This is a genomic window from Desulfobacula toluolica Tol2, assembly GCF_000307105.1.
GTDB lineage: Bacteria > Desulfobacterota > Desulfobacteria > Desulfobacterales > Desulfobacteraceae > Desulfobacula > Desulfobacula toluolica.
The window spans coordinates 2863851-2880753 of sequence record NC_018645.1; the positions used below are offsets into that span (position 1 = coordinate 2863851).

The 16903-nt window shown below is 39.7% G+C and carries 17 protein-coding genes and 2 tRNA genes; 3 read left to right on the forward strand and 16 right to left on the reverse strand.

The features are described 5' to 3' along the window. Positions 1-20 precede the first annotated feature (20 nt). The 3 genes from TOL2_RS13145 to TOL2_RS13155 all read right to left on the reverse strand — a co-directional run bounded on the left by TOL2_RS13145 (position 21) and on the right by TOL2_RS13155 (position 1658). Positions 21-413 carry a hypothetical protein gene (locus tag TOL2_RS13145; RefSeq protein WP_014957915.1) on the reverse strand — a complete coding sequence of 131 codons (393 nt, stop codon included), beginning with the start codon at positions 411-413 and terminating at the stop codon, positions 21-23. Between the two features lie 40 nt (positions 414-453). Continuing rightward, the gene (locus TOL2_RS13150; protein ID WP_014957916.1) at positions 454-1239 is read right to left on the reverse strand and encodes a DNA-binding transcriptional response regulator; all 786 of its coding nucleotides are present in this window, start codon (positions 1237-1239) and stop codon (positions 454-456) included. Between the two features lie 71 nt (positions 1240-1310). Beyond that, complete coding sequence (locus TOL2_RS13155) at positions 1311-1658, reverse strand: hypothetical protein (RefSeq protein ID WP_014957917.1); 348 nt, start codon at positions 1656-1658, stop codon at positions 1311-1313. 53 nt (positions 1659-1711) lie between these two features. Between TOL2_RS13155 and TOL2_RS13160 the strand changes: the two genes are divergently transcribed. Further along, positions 1712-2509, forward strand: a complete 798-nt coding sequence (locus TOL2_RS13160; protein WP_014957918.1) for a CheR family methyltransferase — start codon at positions 1712-1714, stop codon at positions 2507-2509. Positions 2510-2731: 222 nt separating this feature from the next. Here TOL2_RS13160 and TOL2_RS13165 read toward each other — a convergent pair. The 13 genes from TOL2_RS13165 to TOL2_RS23660 all read right to left on the reverse strand — a co-directional run bounded on the left by TOL2_RS13165 (position 2732) and on the right by TOL2_RS23660 (position 12752). Then, positions 2732-2806 (reverse strand) — tRNA-Cys (locus TOL2_RS13165). Between the two features lie 19 nt (positions 2807-2825). Further along, positions 2826-2900: transfer RNA gene (locus TOL2_RS13170), tRNA-Gly, on the reverse strand. 200 nt (positions 2901-3100) lie between these two features. Further along, the gene (fsa, locus tag TOL2_RS13175; RefSeq protein ID WP_014957919.1) at positions 3101-3745 is read right to left on the reverse strand and encodes a fructose-6-phosphate aldolase; all 645 of its coding nucleotides are present in this window, start codon (positions 3743-3745) and stop codon (positions 3101-3103) included. Positions 3746-3755: 10 nt separating this feature from the next. Continuing rightward, on the reverse strand, positions 3756-4262 hold the full coding sequence (gene folK / locus TOL2_RS13180) for a 2-amino-4-hydroxy-6-hydroxymethyldihydropteridine diphosphokinase (protein WP_014957920.1): 507 nt from the start codon (positions 4260-4262) through the stop codon (positions 3756-3758). Then, entirely contained in the window at positions 4259-4690 is a 432-nt protein-coding gene (locus TOL2_RS13185) for a fibronectin type III domain-containing protein (protein WP_014957921.1), read from the reverse strand. The genes folK and TOL2_RS13185 overlap by 4 nt, the downstream gene beginning before the upstream one ends. Further along, complete coding sequence (gene argH, locus TOL2_RS13190) at positions 4690-6084, reverse strand: argininosuccinate lyase (RefSeq protein WP_014957922.1); 1395 nt, start codon at positions 6082-6084, stop codon at positions 4690-4692. The genes TOL2_RS13185 and argH overlap by 1 nt, the downstream gene beginning before the upstream one ends. A 22-nt stretch (positions 6085-6106) precedes the next feature. Continuing rightward, positions 6107-7024: an ornithine carbamoyltransferase gene (argF, locus tag TOL2_RS13195; protein WP_014957923.1), complete on the reverse strand. Its 918-nt coding sequence runs from the start codon at positions 7022-7024 to the stop codon at positions 6107-6109. 18 nt (positions 7025-7042) lie between these two features. After that, on the reverse strand, positions 7043-8215 hold the full coding sequence (locus TOL2_RS13200) for an acetylornithine transaminase (protein ID WP_014957924.1): 1173 nt from the start codon (positions 8213-8215) through the stop codon (positions 7043-7045). Between the two features lie 149 nt (positions 8216-8364). Further along, positions 8365-9243 carry an acetylglutamate kinase gene (argB, locus tag TOL2_RS13205; protein WP_014957925.1) on the reverse strand — a complete coding sequence of 293 codons (879 nt, stop codon included), beginning with the start codon at positions 9241-9243 and terminating at the stop codon, positions 8365-8367. Then, positions 9240-10613, reverse strand: coding sequence for an ATP-dependent protease ATPase subunit HslU (gene hslU / locus TOL2_RS13210; protein WP_014957926.1), 1374 nt, complete (start codon positions 10611-10613; stop codon positions 9240-9242). Before hslU ends, argB begins: the two co-directional genes overlap by 4 nt. A gap of 19 nt (positions 10614-10632) precedes the next feature. After that, positions 10633-11172: an ATP-dependent protease subunit HslV gene (gene hslV, locus TOL2_RS13215; RefSeq protein WP_014957927.1), complete on the reverse strand. Its 540-nt coding sequence runs from the start codon at positions 11170-11172 to the stop codon at positions 10633-10635. Positions 11173-11218: 46 nt separating this feature from the next. Continuing rightward, positions 11219-12163: a site-specific tyrosine recombinase/integron integrase gene (xerA, locus tag TOL2_RS13220; protein ID WP_014957928.1), complete on the reverse strand. Its 945-nt coding sequence runs from the start codon at positions 12161-12163 to the stop codon at positions 11219-11221. Further along, complete coding sequence (locus TOL2_RS23660) at positions 12153-12752, reverse strand: uracil-DNA glycosylase (RefSeq protein ID WP_014957929.1); 600 nt, start codon at positions 12750-12752, stop codon at positions 12153-12155. Before TOL2_RS23660 ends, xerA begins: the two co-directional genes overlap by 11 nt. Positions 12753-12994: 242 nt before the next feature. Here TOL2_RS23660 and TOL2_RS13230 point away from each other — a divergent pair, with 242 nt between their 5' ends. Then, positions 12995-15118 carry a DEAD/DEAH box helicase gene (locus TOL2_RS13230; RefSeq protein ID WP_014957930.1) on the forward strand — a complete coding sequence of 708 codons (2124 nt, stop codon included), beginning with the start codon at positions 12995-12997 and terminating at the stop codon, positions 15116-15118. A gap of 49 nt (positions 15119-15167) precedes the next feature. Beyond that, positions 15168-16850, forward strand: a complete 1683-nt coding sequence (ettA, locus tag TOL2_RS13235) for an energy-dependent translational throttle protein EttA (protein WP_014957931.1) — start codon at positions 15168-15170, stop codon at positions 16848-16850. The last annotated feature ends 53 nt before the right edge of the window (positions 16851-16903 follow it).

Below are 16903 nucleotides of genomic sequence, written 5' to 3' on the forward strand. Positions count from 1 at the left end.
TCAAAGCTATAACCGGATGATCAATCAATATCCAGCCAATATGGAGACCATTTACATCTTTCTTTATAAGGAAATTTAATAAGTTCGGTTGCCAGAATGGAAAAATCTTTATCTCGAATGGTATAATACACCACCTGTTCCCTGTCCATAATAATTTTGAGACCGACTGCAGCATAAAGGGTCAAGTGTTTATCTCCGACAAAACATTCAATTGCACCTGTAATGATTTTCAGGTCAGATTCATTTTGAATATCAAAAAGATCTATCATGGTTATTTTGAAAGGCTTCCCATTGAAATGATCTGTTGCGTTCGTTCTGGTCAACTCGCAGGTCATAAAATTCTTAAAACTCATTTCAAACTGATTAAATTCATATTCATCTGCTATCAGCGGACTGGATAAAAAAGCAGACATAATAAATACACACAACAATGGTATGATAATTTTCACAAATCTAAACATTCTTTTTAATAATTTTTTCAATGGTTTTTTGCAGATCTCTTAAGATAACAGGTTTGAGATGAACAGATCTGAAACCTGAAAATTTTGATAAAAATTCATTGTTTACAGTTAAATTTTTATAACCTGTGTCAATAAGGATAGGAACCTTATGATTAATTTTTAATATTTGTTTAACAAATTTATCAGATGGCATCTCTTTAACAGTATATTGGGCTATAATCATTTTGAATTTATCGGGTTGTAATTTAAAAAAATCCAGGGCTTGCTTTCCTGTTTTAAAAATTATGGTTTGATATCCCATTTTTATAACAACATTCTGAATAAGATGAGTTCTTTTTTCATTGGAATCAACAATTAAAATATAATTATTCCCTTCAAGAGTATTTTGATCAAAGTCCTTTGACTCATCTTTTTTCCATTTTGTTCCATTCATTGGGTGGAGTGATGTCACATCTATTTCATAGGCCTTTGCCAGGATAAATTCATCCATACGGTCATCGGAAATTTTTGTAATAAATTTTTTATTTTTTCCAATATATTGTCGCAGCCATTTACGGTAATTGTAATCACTGCCTGTCAGGATTAAAATTTTCGGTCCTGCAATAGAGTTGACCTGAATAGAGTGATAGATCAAGGGGTCATATGAAAACGGAGCTTGGGTTTCTTTATAATTTTCTTCAATAAATTCAACTATAAAATCTTTGGCAAAACAATCTTTGACAAAAACAGGGGTGCCTAAAAAAACAAATAACAAACAAATAATAAAAGTTTTTTTCATTTACAATTCCCATGCTTACACAATCATTTCCTTTAAAGGCTATCGACAAATTCAAAAAAGATCTTTATCCTTTAAAGCAAAATCATTATAACTCCAAGCATTATAAAAAAAATAATGCCTATTATGATCAAGATTAATGAACTGCTATGATCATTTTTCCTTCTACCCCGAAAAAAATCTAATAATAAGCCGGAAAAACTTATAAAAGCAATCAATACAATCAAATCTATAAGATAATGCAAATATTGAATATCCCAATCCGTTCTTATGTCCAGCTTATAAAATCTATCAAACATGGTTTCAAATTCAGGTTGAGCAAGATGAAAAACCAATAATATCAAAACCAACAATATCCCTGCAAGGATATTAAGACAAATTAAAACTATTGCCCATGCATCAACTTTTTTTCGTCTGTCCAAAATATTCCTTATTTTTTATTTCATTTTTCTTACTATTATATTATTATCTCGCCATGGATTCTATAGTTCTATCAAAAAAAGAGTTTAATGATTTAAGAAACCTTGTGTATTCAACTTCAGGGATTAACCTTCACGAAGGCAAACTTGAACTCTTAAAATCTAAAATTGCCAAAAGAATGCGGCTGACAAAAAAATCTTTAAAGGATTATCTCAGATACTTAAATACAGATGAAAAAGAAGTGATTGAATTCATTGATACTGTTACAACAAACCATTCTTTTTTCTTCAGGGAAAATAAAAGCATTGAATATATTATAAATCAATTCAACAACCATCCACAAAAAGACAAAAAAGAATTTAAAATATGGTGCGCTGCCTGTTCAACAGGAGATGAACCCTATTCAGTTGCAGTTCAACTCAAAAATCTGGGACTTTCTTTTTCAATTATGGCGACAGATATTTCCCATACAGTTCTTGATACTGCAGCAAGGGGTATCTATAAAACAGAGAAGCTGAAAAAAGTTCCTTTACCTATTCTTCACCGTTTTTTTCAAAAAGGAACCGGAAAATATACAGGGTATATAAAAGTAAAAAAAGACATTACCCGGCATATCATGTTTAAAAAATTTAATTTAATCAAGGATCCTGCGCCACAAATGAATTTTGATGCTGTGCTATGCAGAAATGTGATGATTTATTTTGATGCACAAACCAGTGAAAAAGTAATCAACAAACTTTATCAGACTATTGTTCCAAAGGGTTTTTTTGCCATAGGAAATGCGGAAAGCCTTATGAACCTAACTCATAATTATAAATCCATAAAAAAAATTCCCAGCCTTTATATAAAATAAACTCAATCATATATCTGCTATCTATTACGCACTTTGGTTAAAAAATCCATCAGTTTGATATGCATCAACCTGATCCCCTAATTTCCCCTTACAATATTTTTTTTAAATTATTACGAATTGAATTAATTCACATTTTGATCAAGATTAATTATTTTGTGAGGAATAAAAAAAAATACAATAAAAAAAGGACTTAAGATTTAATCCTAAGTCCTTTTTTTATTATGGAGGCGGCTTCCGGATTTGAACCGGAGAATAACGGCTTTGCAGGCCGTTGCCTTACCCCTTGGCCAAGCCGCCTTATTTTATAAATTGTGTATGGAGCGGGAAACGGGATTTGAACCCGCGACTTCGACCTTGGCAAGGTCGCACTCTACCACTGAGTTATTCCCGCTCAGCAAACAGGAAAGATTTATATACCTGAATGATGAATTTGTCAATATTAATTTTGCAATTATCAAATTAAAACAAAAGAAATCTTCTATCTTTAATAAAGTAATCAAGTCCTGATCACACCCCAAAAATCAATGCACAGCAAATAAAAAACATACTGATTCCATGAAAATTAATTCCAATGTGATTATATGGTCTCAATTATCCATTCTTTTTATTCCAATCTGCCATGAACGCGTCAATTCCTTTGTCCGTCATATGATGGGCTGCAAGCTTCTTTAATACTCCATACGGAATGGTCGCAATATCGGCCCCCAGAAGAGCTGAATCCAGCACATGAAGTGGATTTCTTACACTTGCCACAATAATCTGGGTATCAAAGTCATAATTGGTAAAGATTTGAGCTATTTCCTCAACCAGCCCCATTCCTTCCTGGGCAAGATCATCCAGCCTGCCCACAAACGGGCTGACAAATGTTGCACCGGCTTTGGCAGCCATCAATGCCTGCAGTGCTGAAAAAACCAAAGTGACGTTTGTTTTTATGCCTTCATCCGAAAGGGTCTTTACAGCTTTTAACCCTTCAATTGTCATTGGAACTTTAACAGCAATATTATCAGCTATTTTTGCCAGATCTCTGGCTTCTTCTACCATGCCGTCATACTCAAGACTGATAACTTCCGCACTGACCGGACCTTTTACGATCCCGCAGATATCGGCAATAATCTGTTTAAACTCTCCGTCTTCTTTAGCAATTAAAGAAGGGTTGGTGGTTACACCGTCTACCATGCCCATATCATTGGCATCTTTGATCTGCTCAATATTGGCAGTATCAATAAAAAACTTCACTTTAAGCCTCCTAATCCAGAAGAATAACCTTCTGGGTTTCTTGTTGTTCTATTTTTTTTAACAATTCATCTGATCGACAATTCAAAACCGGATGTATTGCGTTAGCTCCTATATCACAAATGGGTATCAATACAAAACACCTTTCGTGCATTCTTGGATGGGGAATTTCAAGAAGTTCGGTTTTGAGAATCAAATCATCATAATAAATAATATCCAGATCAATGATTCTGGGACCAAACCTGAAGGGTTTCCCATCTTTATCCAGATCTTTTTCCAAAACTTTTAAAGCAGCCAGCAGATCTTCAGGATTTAATACTGTTTGTATTTTTAAGGCGGCATTTACAAACCAGTCCTGGTCTGTAAAATTTTGGGGTTCTGTTCTGTAAAAAGACGACACACCAAGCACATCAATATGAGGATGGCTGTGTAAATGTCTTATGGCTGTTTCAAGATTTTTTTTCTTATGGCCCTTATTGGAACCAATACTTAAATAAGCGGTATGCTGCTTCATTTTCATTTATACTCAAATTGAACCGTTGTTGAATGCTCACTTCTCATGCCATCATCACCAATCGCCTGAACCCTGAAATAATATTTAAATCCTTTTTGTATTCCAGTGGCAAATTCCATAAAAGGCATGAAGACAGTCCCGGCCGGCTTAAACTCAAAAGGACACCCCTCACAGGCTTCAAATGTTTTTTTGGCCATAAAAACTTCAAAGCTGTCCGGTTTTACAAAAGCTGTTTCAGCATCAATTTTATGGTTCCAGGAAAGAGTGATCTCATTGTCAACAACCTTGTATTTCAAATCAAAAGGGGCTGCAATTTTTTGCCCTTTTATTTCAGGAGGCAATGGAGGGCCTTTTTTTCCACATCCTGAAAAAGCCAGGAGAGCAATACCGGACAATACCATTAAAGCAAAAAAAATGATTCTCTTGTTTTCCATTATATCCCAAGCTCTACTGCTGCTTTACCGACAGCCTTTTTAACATTATCAAAACCGGTTCCCCCGTACGAGATTCTTCTTGAAATCATCTTGTCTATGGCGATAAATCCATAAACATCTTCATCTATCAACTCACTTAACACTTTAAGCTCTTCAATGGTCAGATCATTGAGTTCTTTTGCCTGATCCAGTGCATAAGCCACGGCTTTACCGGCTACGGCATGGGCATCCCGAAAAGGCATTCCTTTTGAAACCAGGTAATCGGCAAGGTCGGTTGCATTTAAAAATCCCGTGCAGCAGGCATCATACATTCTATCTTTATGGATCTCAATATTTTCAAACATCCGGGTATACACATCCGTACAGATCTTGAGCGTATCCACGGTGTCAAACAGCGGTTCTTTGTCTTCCTGCATATCTTTATTATAAGCCATGGGCAATGATTTCATGAGAGTAAGAATGGCAACAAGGTTGCCCACAACCCTTCCGGTTTTACCCCGCACAAGTTCTGCAACATCAGGATTCTTTTTCTGGGGCATGATGCTGGAGCCGGTTGTAAAAGCATCTGAAATGGTAATAAATGAAAACTCGGAAGAAGACCAGAGAATCAACTCTTCGGAAAGCCTTGAAAAATGTATCATACAAATGGATGCATGAGAGATAAACTCAATGACAAAATCCCGGTCAGACACGGAATCAATACTGTTGTCGGAAACTTTTGAAAAGAAAAGCAGCTCTTTGGTGAATTCCCGGTTCAACGGATAGGTTGTACCGGCAAGAGCGGCTGAACCCAGGGGCATGACATCAATTCTTTTAAAGCAATCTTCAAACCTTTCAATGTCCCGCTTGATCATTTCATAATATGCCATCAAATGATGAGAAAACAATACAGGCTGAGCCCTTTGAAGATGGGTATATCCTGGCATGATCACATCCAGGTGATTTTGAGCCATTCTGACCAGGGCTTTTTGAAACCCAACCAGAAGATCAATAATGATTCTGGTCTCTTTTTTCAAATAAATCCTGACATCCAGCGCAACCTGATCATTACGGCTTCGTCCGGTATGAAGCTTTCTTGCCACATCTCCGCTGATTTTGCCCAGAGCATCTTCAATATGCATATGAATATCTTCAAGCCCGGCTGAAAATTGAATTTCATTGTTCTCAATTTTCTCTTTTACTCGTCCAAGCCCCTTAACAAGAATATCAGCCTCATCCCGGGTAATAATGGACTCTTTGGCCATCATTTTCAAATGGGCAATACTTCCTTCAATGTCACTTTCATACAGCCGTTTATCCACATCAATGGAGGCATTGATTTTTTCAACCAGTTCATCCGTACTCTGGGAAAATCTTCCTCCCCAGAGTTTTTCACTCCCGCCGCTCTCACTCATTATACTTTAAATTCCCTTGTATTTAATTGCCCAGTATCAAATTTTCCAGAATGGCTTTGTGCATATGTCTTTTATTTTCAGCCTGATCCCAGAACACACTGTTTTTATCTTCAAGAACATCTTCTGAAATTTCTTCACCACGGTGAGCCGGCAGGCAATGCATTACCATCACATCATCCTTTGCACCAAACAGCAATTCCTTGTTGACCTGAAATCCTTCAAAATCAATAATCCGTTTGGCTAATTGAGCTTCATCTCCCATGCTGGCCCAGACATCCGTATACACGACGTCAGCATCTTTTACGGCTTCCTTGGGATCATTTGTATACACAACATTGTTGTCCCCTTTTGCCGAGACTGCCTCAATGATTTGAGGATTGATGCCATACTCATCAGGGCAGGCTACCCTCAAATCAAAGCCAAGAATACTTGCTGCATTGATCCAGGAATTGGCAACATTATTCCCATCCCCCACCCATGCTATTTTTACATCCTTGTATCCGCCCTTATGTTCAACAACTGTCATAATATCGCTCAGAATCTGACAGGGATGAAACGCATCTGTGAGTGCATTTATCACCGGTATGGTTGCGTTTTGTGCAAATTCTTCCACCAGGGACTGGTCAAAAGTTCTAATGGCAAGACAGTCAATATATCGCGACAAAACCCGTGCCGTATCTTTGGGCGGCTCGCTTCTGGCAATTTGGGTATCCTGGGCGCTCATATAGATGGGATGACCGCCAAGCTGAACCATTGCAGTTTCAAAAGCCAGCCTTGTGCGGGTGGATTTTTTGTCAAAGATTAATCCCAGGGTCTTTCCTGTCAACACGTTGTCAAAGATACCTTTTGCATATCTTTGCTTTAATTGGATCGCTCGCTTGAAAAGACGGTCAAAGTCATCTTTTTCAAGGTCCAAAAGTGATAATAAATCTTTTTTCAAAACAATATATCTCCTACATTAGAAAAGGCTGTCCAATGCCGATATCAGCCTGTCAATCTCTTTATTTTCAATAATCAAGGGTGGTACAAATCTGAGAATCCTATCCTGAATTCCATTAATTATAAAGCCTTTTTTCATTAATTGATCCACAAAATACGCTGCATCTTTATCAATTTCCAATCCCAGCAAAAGGCCTTCACCCCTGACATGCAAAACCCTTGCATGTTTTTCTTTGAGTTTCTCAAGTTTGTCCTTAAAATATTGACCTTTTTGACAAACCATATCCAAAAAAGATTCCTGGCTGATGATATTCAACACTTCCAGGGCTGCTGCCGTGGCAAGAGGCGTACCCCCAAAGGTTGTGGCATGACTGCCAAAATCAAACCCTGTTGCCGCCTCCCCGGTCGCAAGCATGGCACCTATGGGAAGACCGTTTCCAAGAGCTTTTGCAAGGGTCATAATGTCCGGCGTGATGCCATACAGTTGGTGGGCAAAAAGCTTGCCGCACCTTCCCATGCCGCATTGGATCTCATCAAAAATCAATAATATTCCTTTTTTGTCACACAGATCCCTGACAGCCTTTAAATACAGGGCATCGGCAGGGACAACTCCGCCTTCTCCCTGAACCGGTTCCAGCATAACCGCGCAAACAGTATCATCAATTTTATTTTTCAAGGCATCAATATCATTAAAGGGAACATAGGAGAATCCTTCAAGCAGGGGATAAAATCCATCTTTGATTTTATCCTGGCCCGTGGCAGACAAGGTGGCCATGGTCCGTCCATGAAAAGATTGTTCCATCGTGATAATCTTAAACCGGTTCTTTTCCCCTTTTTTTTGAAAATATCTTCTGGCAAGTTTGATGGCAGCTTCGTTGGCCTCTGCACCTGAATTTGCAAAAAACACTCTGTCTGCAAAGCTTTTTTCACACAATTTTGCCGCAAGATCTGCCTGGGGCATGGTATAAAAAAGATTGGACACATGAACCAGGGTGGAAGCTTGCTTGGCAATAGCCTCCGTGATTTTCGGATGACAATGCCCCAGGCTGCAAACCGCAATCCCGGCTAAAAAATCCGTATATTTTTTTCCATCCTCATCCCAGAGAGTGGCTCCCTCACCTTTAACAAAAGCTTTGCCTTGTCTCAGATAGGTTTTAAATACAAAATCATCTGTTTTTTTTATTGAATCCACGTTTAAACCTCTCAGCCTTACAGATTTATTTGAAAGTCATCAAAAATTAAAACCGCGACTTTCATGTTTTGGTTTCTGCCCTTTAGGTATTGTGGGCAAACCCGAATGACCAGATTGCAGTATGAAACAGTCAGGGCTGCCTGTTGCAGTTAATTCAAAAACACCTGGGTGCCGATACCGGAATCGGTAAACAGCTCAAGCAATACAGCATGGGGCAGTTTCCCATTGATAATATGGGCTTTTTTCACACTGTTTCTTAATGCATCCAAAGCACATTCAACTTTGGGAATCATGCCGCCTTTAATCCCGTCTGTTTCAATCATCTCTTTAATGTTTGCCGCATCCACGGAAGATACCAGTTTTTTATCCTTATCCAGTACGCCATCAACATCCGTCAACAGTATCAAGCGCTCTGCCTTCAGGGCTGATGCGATCTTTGAAGCAACAACATCGGCATTTATATTGTAGGTTTCACCATTTTTGCCAACCCCCACAGGGGCAATGACGGGAATAAAACCTTTGTCGGTCAGTGTATGAATAATATCAGGATTAATGCCGGACACATCGCCAACCATACCTGGATCTATGATTTCAGGCGGTTTATTTTCATCTTCCTGGTGATAGATGGTCATCTTTTTTGCAGTAATAAGCATGCCGTCCTTTCCGGTCAATCCTACGGCTTTACCACCCTGGCGGTTAATCCTTGCAACAATATCCTTGTTAACTTTTCCGCCTAAAACCATCTCGACCACATCCATGGTTTCATCATCCGTATATCTCATGCCCCGAATAAATCTTGAGGTAATCCCCATGGAATCCAAGACTTTGTTGATCTGGGGTCCGCCCCCGTGAACCACAACCGGATTTACCCCAATGTATTTTAATAAGGTGATGTCGTTGGCAAAATCTTTTTTCAGATTTTCATCCTTCATGGCATGTCCGCCGTATTTCACCACAATGGTTTTTCCAGAAAATCGTTTTATATATGGCAACGCTTCAATGAGTATGTCTGCAACATTGTTATTCATAGGATATACCTTGTCAAATCTTCATTTTCAACAATATCCGTCAATTGCTTTTTCACAAAAGAGGCATCAATGACAATATTTTTTTCTTCAATATCCGGTGCTGCAAAAAGGATATCTTCCAAAAGTTTTTCCATGATGGTATGAAGCCTTCGGGCACCTATATTTTCGGTTGATGAATTCACCTCCTCTGCAATCGAAGCAATTTTTTCAATAGCATCATTGGTAAACTCAATCTCTATGCCTTCTGTTCTCAACAAGGCAATATATTGAAGTATCAATGCATTTTTCGGCTCAGTTAAAATCCTTGTAAATTCATGGGCACCCAAAGAGGTAAGTTCAACTCTTATGGGAAACCTTCCCTGAAGTTCAGGGATCAGGTCTGACGGTTTTGACACATGGAATGCGCCGGAAGCAATAAACAGAATATGATCTGTTTTAACAGTTCCGTACTTTGTGGGCACTGAACTTCCCTCAACAATGGGCAGCAAATCTCTTTGAACCCCTTCTTTAGAAACTTCAGGCCCCTGACTTTTTTCTTTACCGGCAATCTTATCGATTTCATCAATAAAAATAATCCCGGACTGCTCAACCATGTTGACGGCTTCTGTTTTAACCTGATCCATATCAACAAGATGAGCTGCCTCTTCCTGGGTCAAAAGCTTGATGGCATCTTTAATTTTGACCTTGCGGCGCTTGGTATTCTTGGGCATCAGGTTTCCCAGCATATCTTTGACATTAATGCCCATCTCCTCGATTCCGGTATTGGAAAAAATTTCAACCATTGGAGAAGATTTGTCAGCCACCTCAAGATCAACCTGTCTTGAATCCAGCTTCCCGGATCTCAACATTTTTCTTAGCTTTTCCCGGGTAGATGCCGTGGGTTTAGGATCTTCTTCACCCTGATCGGTTGCAATAATATCCAGATCATTTGATATGCTTGCACCAGTTTGTGAGGACGGAGGCAGCAAAATATCCAGAATTCTTTCTTCGGCTATCCCGGCTGCTTTTTCCTGTACTGCTTCCTGCTGCCTGGCTCTTAAATTATTTACCGTCAGCTCAACAATATCCCGGATCATGGATTCAACATCCCTGCCCACATATCCCACCTCGGTAAATTTTGAGGCTTCCACCTTATAAAAAGGCGAATTGGCTAAATTGGCCAGTCTGCGGGCAATCTCTGTTTTTCCCACGCCTGTGGGACCGATCAATATAATATTTTTGGGAGCAATCTCTTCTTGAAGATCTTTGTCCAGCTGTCGCCTTCTCCATCTGTTTCTAAGGGCAATTGCAACGGATTTTTTGGCATCTTTCTGACCAATAATATATTTATCCAGCTCAGTAACAATCTGTCTTGGTTTTAAATCTTTCATTTGTTTTTATTTTCTCTAATTAAAGTTCTTCCACAGTGATATGATGATTTGTATAAATACACAAATCTGCTGCTATTTTCATGGCTTTTTCTACAATTTTCCTTGGTGCAAGATCGGTATTTTCAAGCAGGGCAACTGCGGCAGACTGTGCAGCCGTACTTCCGGAACCAATACTGATAACCCCGTCATCGGGTTCAATCACGTCCCCGTTGCCGGACAAAAGATAGGTGTTCTCCGTATCTGCTGCAATCATCATGGCTTCAAGACGTCTTAAATACTTATCAGTTCTCCAGTCCCGTGCAAGCTCAACACAGGCCCGTGTCAAGCTGCCATTATACCGTTCCAGCTTTTTTTCAAGCTTTTCAGACAAGGTCAAAGCGTCTGCTGTGGCCCCGGCAAAACCGGTAATAATTTTGTCATTATAAATTCTTCTGACCTTTCGGGCCTTGTGCTTTGTAACGATGTTACCCAATGTCACCTGGCCGTCTCCTGCTACAACAACACAATTTTTATGCCGTAAAGCAAGAATTGTTGTACCGTGAAATACCTCTTTATTCATTTTAATCACCCTATATTTTCAACAATGTATTTTCAGCGCCATATTTTTAACTTCTGGGATGGGCCTTATCATAGACCTGCATTAATCTGTCCATGCTCACATGAGTATAAATCTGGGTTGTTGAAAGGCTTGCATGCCCCAAAATCTCCTGAATTCCCCTTAAATCAGCACCACAATCCAGCATGTGAGTTGCAAAGGAATGCCGCAATGTATGTGGAGAAACAGGAACATTCAACTGGCACTGTTTTACAACTTTATCCAGAATACGATGGATGGACCGAGAACTTAACCGTGTAAAATTTTTATTCACAAAAACCGGAATGAACTTCTCCTTTAATAACACTCTGTACTCTTTTATAGCAGCCAAAGCCCTTTTACCCACCGGCACGACCCTTTCTTTGGAACCTTTCCCAAAGACTCTAATCATTTGACGTTTAAAGTCAATATTCTCAATATTCAGGCCTTCCATTTCCGAAACCCGCATGCCTGTAGAATAAAATGTTTCAAACATGGCAAAATTTCGTTTATCCAACCAGGTCTCTTTTTTCATGGAATCCAGAAGATAGAACACATCATCAATGCTTAAAAACCTGGGGATGGGTTTTTCAAGCTTTGGAAAGGGTATCATATCTGCAGGATTAACCAGGATCAGACCTGATGTGACCAGATAATCAAAAAAAGCTTTCAGCGACGATAATTTTCTTGCAATGGTCCGCTTGGTTTTTCCTGATTTTACAAGATGGGCAAGATAATTTCTGATGGCGGTTTTATCAAGGGTGGTAACTTGCCGCAAAAAAGATTCCTGCCGGTTGACTTCATCAGTCCCCTGGTCAGGATTATGGTTAGGAATCTGATCAAAATTTTGATCAAAAGGCTTATTGTCTGTAACAAATTGAATAAATCCTGAAATATCAGAGCGATATGCACGGCAAGTATGGACAGAATAACCTTTTTCAGCCAGGAGCGTATCAACGAACCTGTCAAGAATCATGTTTCAATCCTGCATATTCCATTACAAGTTTCATATCCTCCCATACCTGGCGTTTGAATTCAGAATGCTTTAAAAGCAGTGAAGGATGAAATGTCGGCATAACCTTAATGCCATCAATCTCATGAAATTTCCCCCGAAATTGTTCTATGGGATGTTTCGTGTTCAACAGGAACTGCCCGGCCTTTGTGCCAAGTGTAATGATAACTTTGGGAGAAATGATCTTTATCTTTTGATGCACAAATTTTATATTCTCTGCATTGCATATGAACACTGAACCAGGAGACAAGTTCATGGCATTAAGGATTTTAACAAACAACTCACCACTTTGGCCTTTAAAAAAATATCTTTCACTGTCTATGATAAAAACAGATGCATTTTCAGGGCCTTCAAACAACAAAAGTTGTTTGACCTGTTCCCGTACACCGGATTTATTTCCCCAGTTGCAGATCAGGTTTTCAGATTCTTTTGAAATTCCCAGAACTGTATTGCCCATCTGTTTTTGACAAGAAAGGTATTGAGAAAAATCATTTATCACCCGGACAAAATCCATCTTGATTGAACCAGGATCATTTTGAATATCTGTATCCATTATTAAAATCCATACCACTTTTATAATATGATTGATCAAGCATCATATCTTCTAAAACGATTTATATGAAATGTCAATTGCGTGATTCAAGCTGTCTTAATAGACTGTTGAAAAAATATTTATAACACAAAAATTTGACCATATTGACCTTGAATCAAAAACAATCATAAAAAAAACATATCATTGATAAAACCTTTGATTAAAAAGTTGCATAATATAGAGTTTTATGGTTTATCACTGTCATGAAAAAAAGATTTTATTCTTCGAAAAGGCCCTATAAAAATTCGACCGAACGACCTGAGACAAAACATATGAAACCAGGATCTGAAAAGTCCTTAAGACATGTGTTTAAAAAAATCGGGATACCGGAAGAAAGCAGATTCATACCAGACCCGTTTCAGGTTCAAGCCATTGCCGCCATAAAAAAATCCGATTGCCTGGTCACAGCCCCCACGGGCGCAGGAAAAACCTGGATTGCCGAGCAGGTGGCGCAAACTGTTTTGCAAAAAAAAGGCAAGGTCTGGTATGCCACTCCTTTAAAGGCATTGACCAATTCCATCCATGCACGGTTTTCAATGCTTTTTGGCAAAGAAAATGTCGGGATTCTCACGGGTGATATAAAAGAAAACCCTGATGCCCCCATTGTTATCGGCACAACGGAAATATTAAGAAATCAGCTTTATGATGCCATGCATACTGGTGAAGATTTAACCTGCGATCTGATTATCCTGGATGAAGCCCATTTTCTTGGAGATGAACAACGAGGTGTTGTCTGGGAAGAAATCATGATCTATCTGCCGGTTCGAATTCCTTTACTGCTGCTTTCGGCAACCATTGGCAATCCGTTTCAAATTGCACAATGGCTGGAATCCATCAGGGGTAAAAAATGTCATGTCATCAAAAACAATGACAGGCCTGTTCCTCTTTTTCCTCTTTTTTTGCACCCTTCCGGGACCCTTTTTCCATTGATGACATCCCCGGTTCCTGGGCAAAAACAAAAACTTCATAAAAAAGTATTTAAATTTAACAGCACTAAAAACAAGCCCGTTATGGCATATGGCAGAAATCTGCCCCCGTTTGGAGATATCCTGAACATTCTGGATAGATATCATTTGTTGCCGGCCATATTTTTTTTAAAATCAAGGGCTGAATGTGATCAGGCCATAAAACTTTGTGATTCAACATTATTAGACAAAGATCCGAAACGCAAAGCTGCATTGCTTGACAAGATCAATGAACTTGTATCCGGCAATGCTCACCTGGCAAACCACAATCACCGGCAATACCTTGAACAAACCGCCACGGCAGCCCACCACAGCGGTCATCTTCCCGCATGGAAGGTGGTGGTTGAAACCCTTATGGCAGAAGGACTGCTGGACGCCATGTTTGCAACCTCCACTGTGGCGGCCGGTGTCAATTTCCCGGCACGGTCTGTTGTGGTTCTTAATTCCGACCGGTTTAACGGGGTTGAATTCATGCCGTTAAACCCCAGCGAATTCCAGCAAATGTCCGGCAGGGCCGGAAGGCGCGGAATGGATAATATCGGGTTTTGTATTGTATTGCCCGGCAAATTCATGGACTTAAATTATGTCGCAAAATTACTCAGTTCTCCCTCTACAGACATAGAAAGCCAGATCACCATCAATTTTTCCATGGTGTTAAACCTGTTGCTATCCCATACACCGGATCAGATAAAAATGCTGCTTGAAAAATCCTTTGCCTCTCATTCAATCCTATCTGGGAAAAAAAGAGGAAAAAAAGCAAGAAAAAAATTTGGTACGGGTCTTGAACTTCTCTGGCTTGATTTTTTGGATCACATGGACTTTCTGGCCGACGAAAAATTTGTCACAGACAACGGAACCCTCACCGAGGATGGTCTTTGGGCATCAAAACTAAGGATTGATGCACCGCTTATGGTGGCCCAGAGTATCAGGGAAAATCTTTTACCCCAGAATGATCCTGCTTTATTGGCATCCATCATCGGCTCCTTTGTCAATGAAAAAGAATTCAGCGATGATCCGTTATACAACCAGGCCCTGCCCAAACGCCTGAAAGAAGCCTTTCTGGATATAAGACAAGAATTAAAACCCTTTGCCCTTAAATTGCTGAAAAAAGGGTTTGACGCCCCCAACCTTTTTATTCAGCCCAGCCTGATGCTCTATCTTTGGGCACATGACAAACCATGGGAAGAATTGATAACCCAGTCTGATTTTGCAGAAGGCGATTTTGCACGATTGGTTTTAAGAACCAGTGAAAACTTAAGACAGATATCCAAACTGAAAGAAACTTTTCCTCAGATTGCCAAAACGGCAAGAGAAGCGACAGACCTTATATTAAAAGAACCAGTGGTGACATTTTACAGTTAAATTTAAAACAGTTAAGCTGAAAACAAAAAATTATACGGAGTTAAAATAGATGGCGGAAGACACAAAAAAAGTAATTTATTCAATGATCAATGTAAGCAAATTTCATGGTCAAAAACAGGTACTCAAGGATATTTCCCTGTCCTATTTTTACGGGGCTAAAATCGGTGTCCTTGGATTAAACGGTTCGGGTAAAAGTTCATTATTAAAAATTCTGGCAGGGGTTGATACGCAATTTTCCGGCGAGACCATTTTGTCCAAAGGATTCAAGGTCGGCTATCTGGAACAAGAACCCCTGGTTGACAGCGAAAAAACCGTCAGAGAGATTGTTGAACAAGGCGTTAAAGAGACTGTTGACCTGTTAAATGAATATGAAAAAATTTCAGAAGAATTTGCCAATCCCATGCCTGATGATGAAATGGACAAGCTTCTTGAAAAACAGGGCAAAATCCAGGAAAAGCTGGATCATATGGATGCATGGGACCTGGATTCCAAACTGAAAATGGCCATGGATGCTTTGCGGTGTCCTCCCGAAGATACGCCGGTCAATGTAATTTCAGGTGGTGAAAAAAGGCGGGTAGCCCTTTGCAGGCTGTTATTGCAGAAACCCGACATACTCTTGCTGGATGAGCCAACCAACCATCTGGATGCCGAGTCGGTTGCATGGCTTGAAGAACATTTAAACCGTTATGAAGGAACCGTTATTGCCGTCACCCATGACCGGTATTTTTTAGATAACGTGGCCGGATGGATTCTTGAACTGGACCGTGGAGAAGGAATCCCCTGGAAAGGCAACTACTCTTCATGGCTGGATCAAAAACAAAAACGACTGGCCACTGAACAAAAATCAGAATCCAAACGCCAACAGACCCTTCAACGGGAGCTTGAGTGGATCAATATGTCACCCAAGGGCAAACGCTCCAAATCAAAGGCCAGGATAAATGCCTATGAAGACCTTTTGAAAAAAGACACCAAAGAGCAGGAACACGATTTGGAAATATTTATTCCACCCGGACCACGGCTTGGAGAAAAAGTCATTGTTGCAAAAGATGTTTCCAAAGCTTTTAAAAACAAACTGCTGGTGGAAAACATGAATTTTATCATACCTCCTGGAGGCATTGTTGGTGTTGTAGGGCCCAATGGGGCCGGTAAAACAACGCTCTTTAACATGATCACAAAAAAAGAGACACCTGACACAGGAACAATTGAGCTGGGTCAGAGTGTAAAATTAGCATATGTAGATCAGGAAAGAGACACCCTTGATCCTGAACGAACAATCTTTGAGGTGATTTCGGATGGAAATGAAAAAATGTTTATTGGCGGCAGGGAAATCAACGCAAGGGCTTATGTGTCAAAATTTAATTTTTCCGGATCAGACCAGCAAAAAAAAGTAAAAAATATCTCAGGAGGAGAAAGAAACCGTGTCCACCTGGCCACCATGCTGAAACTGGAAGCCAACCTTTTATTATTGGATGAGCCTACCAACGACCTGGATGTCAACACGCTTCGGGCATTGGAAGAAGCTTTGGAAAGCTTTGCCGGATGTGCCGTTGTTATAAGCCATGACAGATGGTTTTTAGACAGGGTTGCCACACATATTCTGGCTTTTGAAGGCGACAGCCAGACACTGTTTTTTGAAGGGTCTTATTCTGATTATGAAAAAGACAGAAAAAAACGGCTGGGCATAAAAGCGGATCAGCCAACCAGGATAAAATACCGGCAACTGACCCGATAATTGATTTCGTTTGAACGGCAGGCAACAATCTCTTTGATCTTATTCATTTAGAT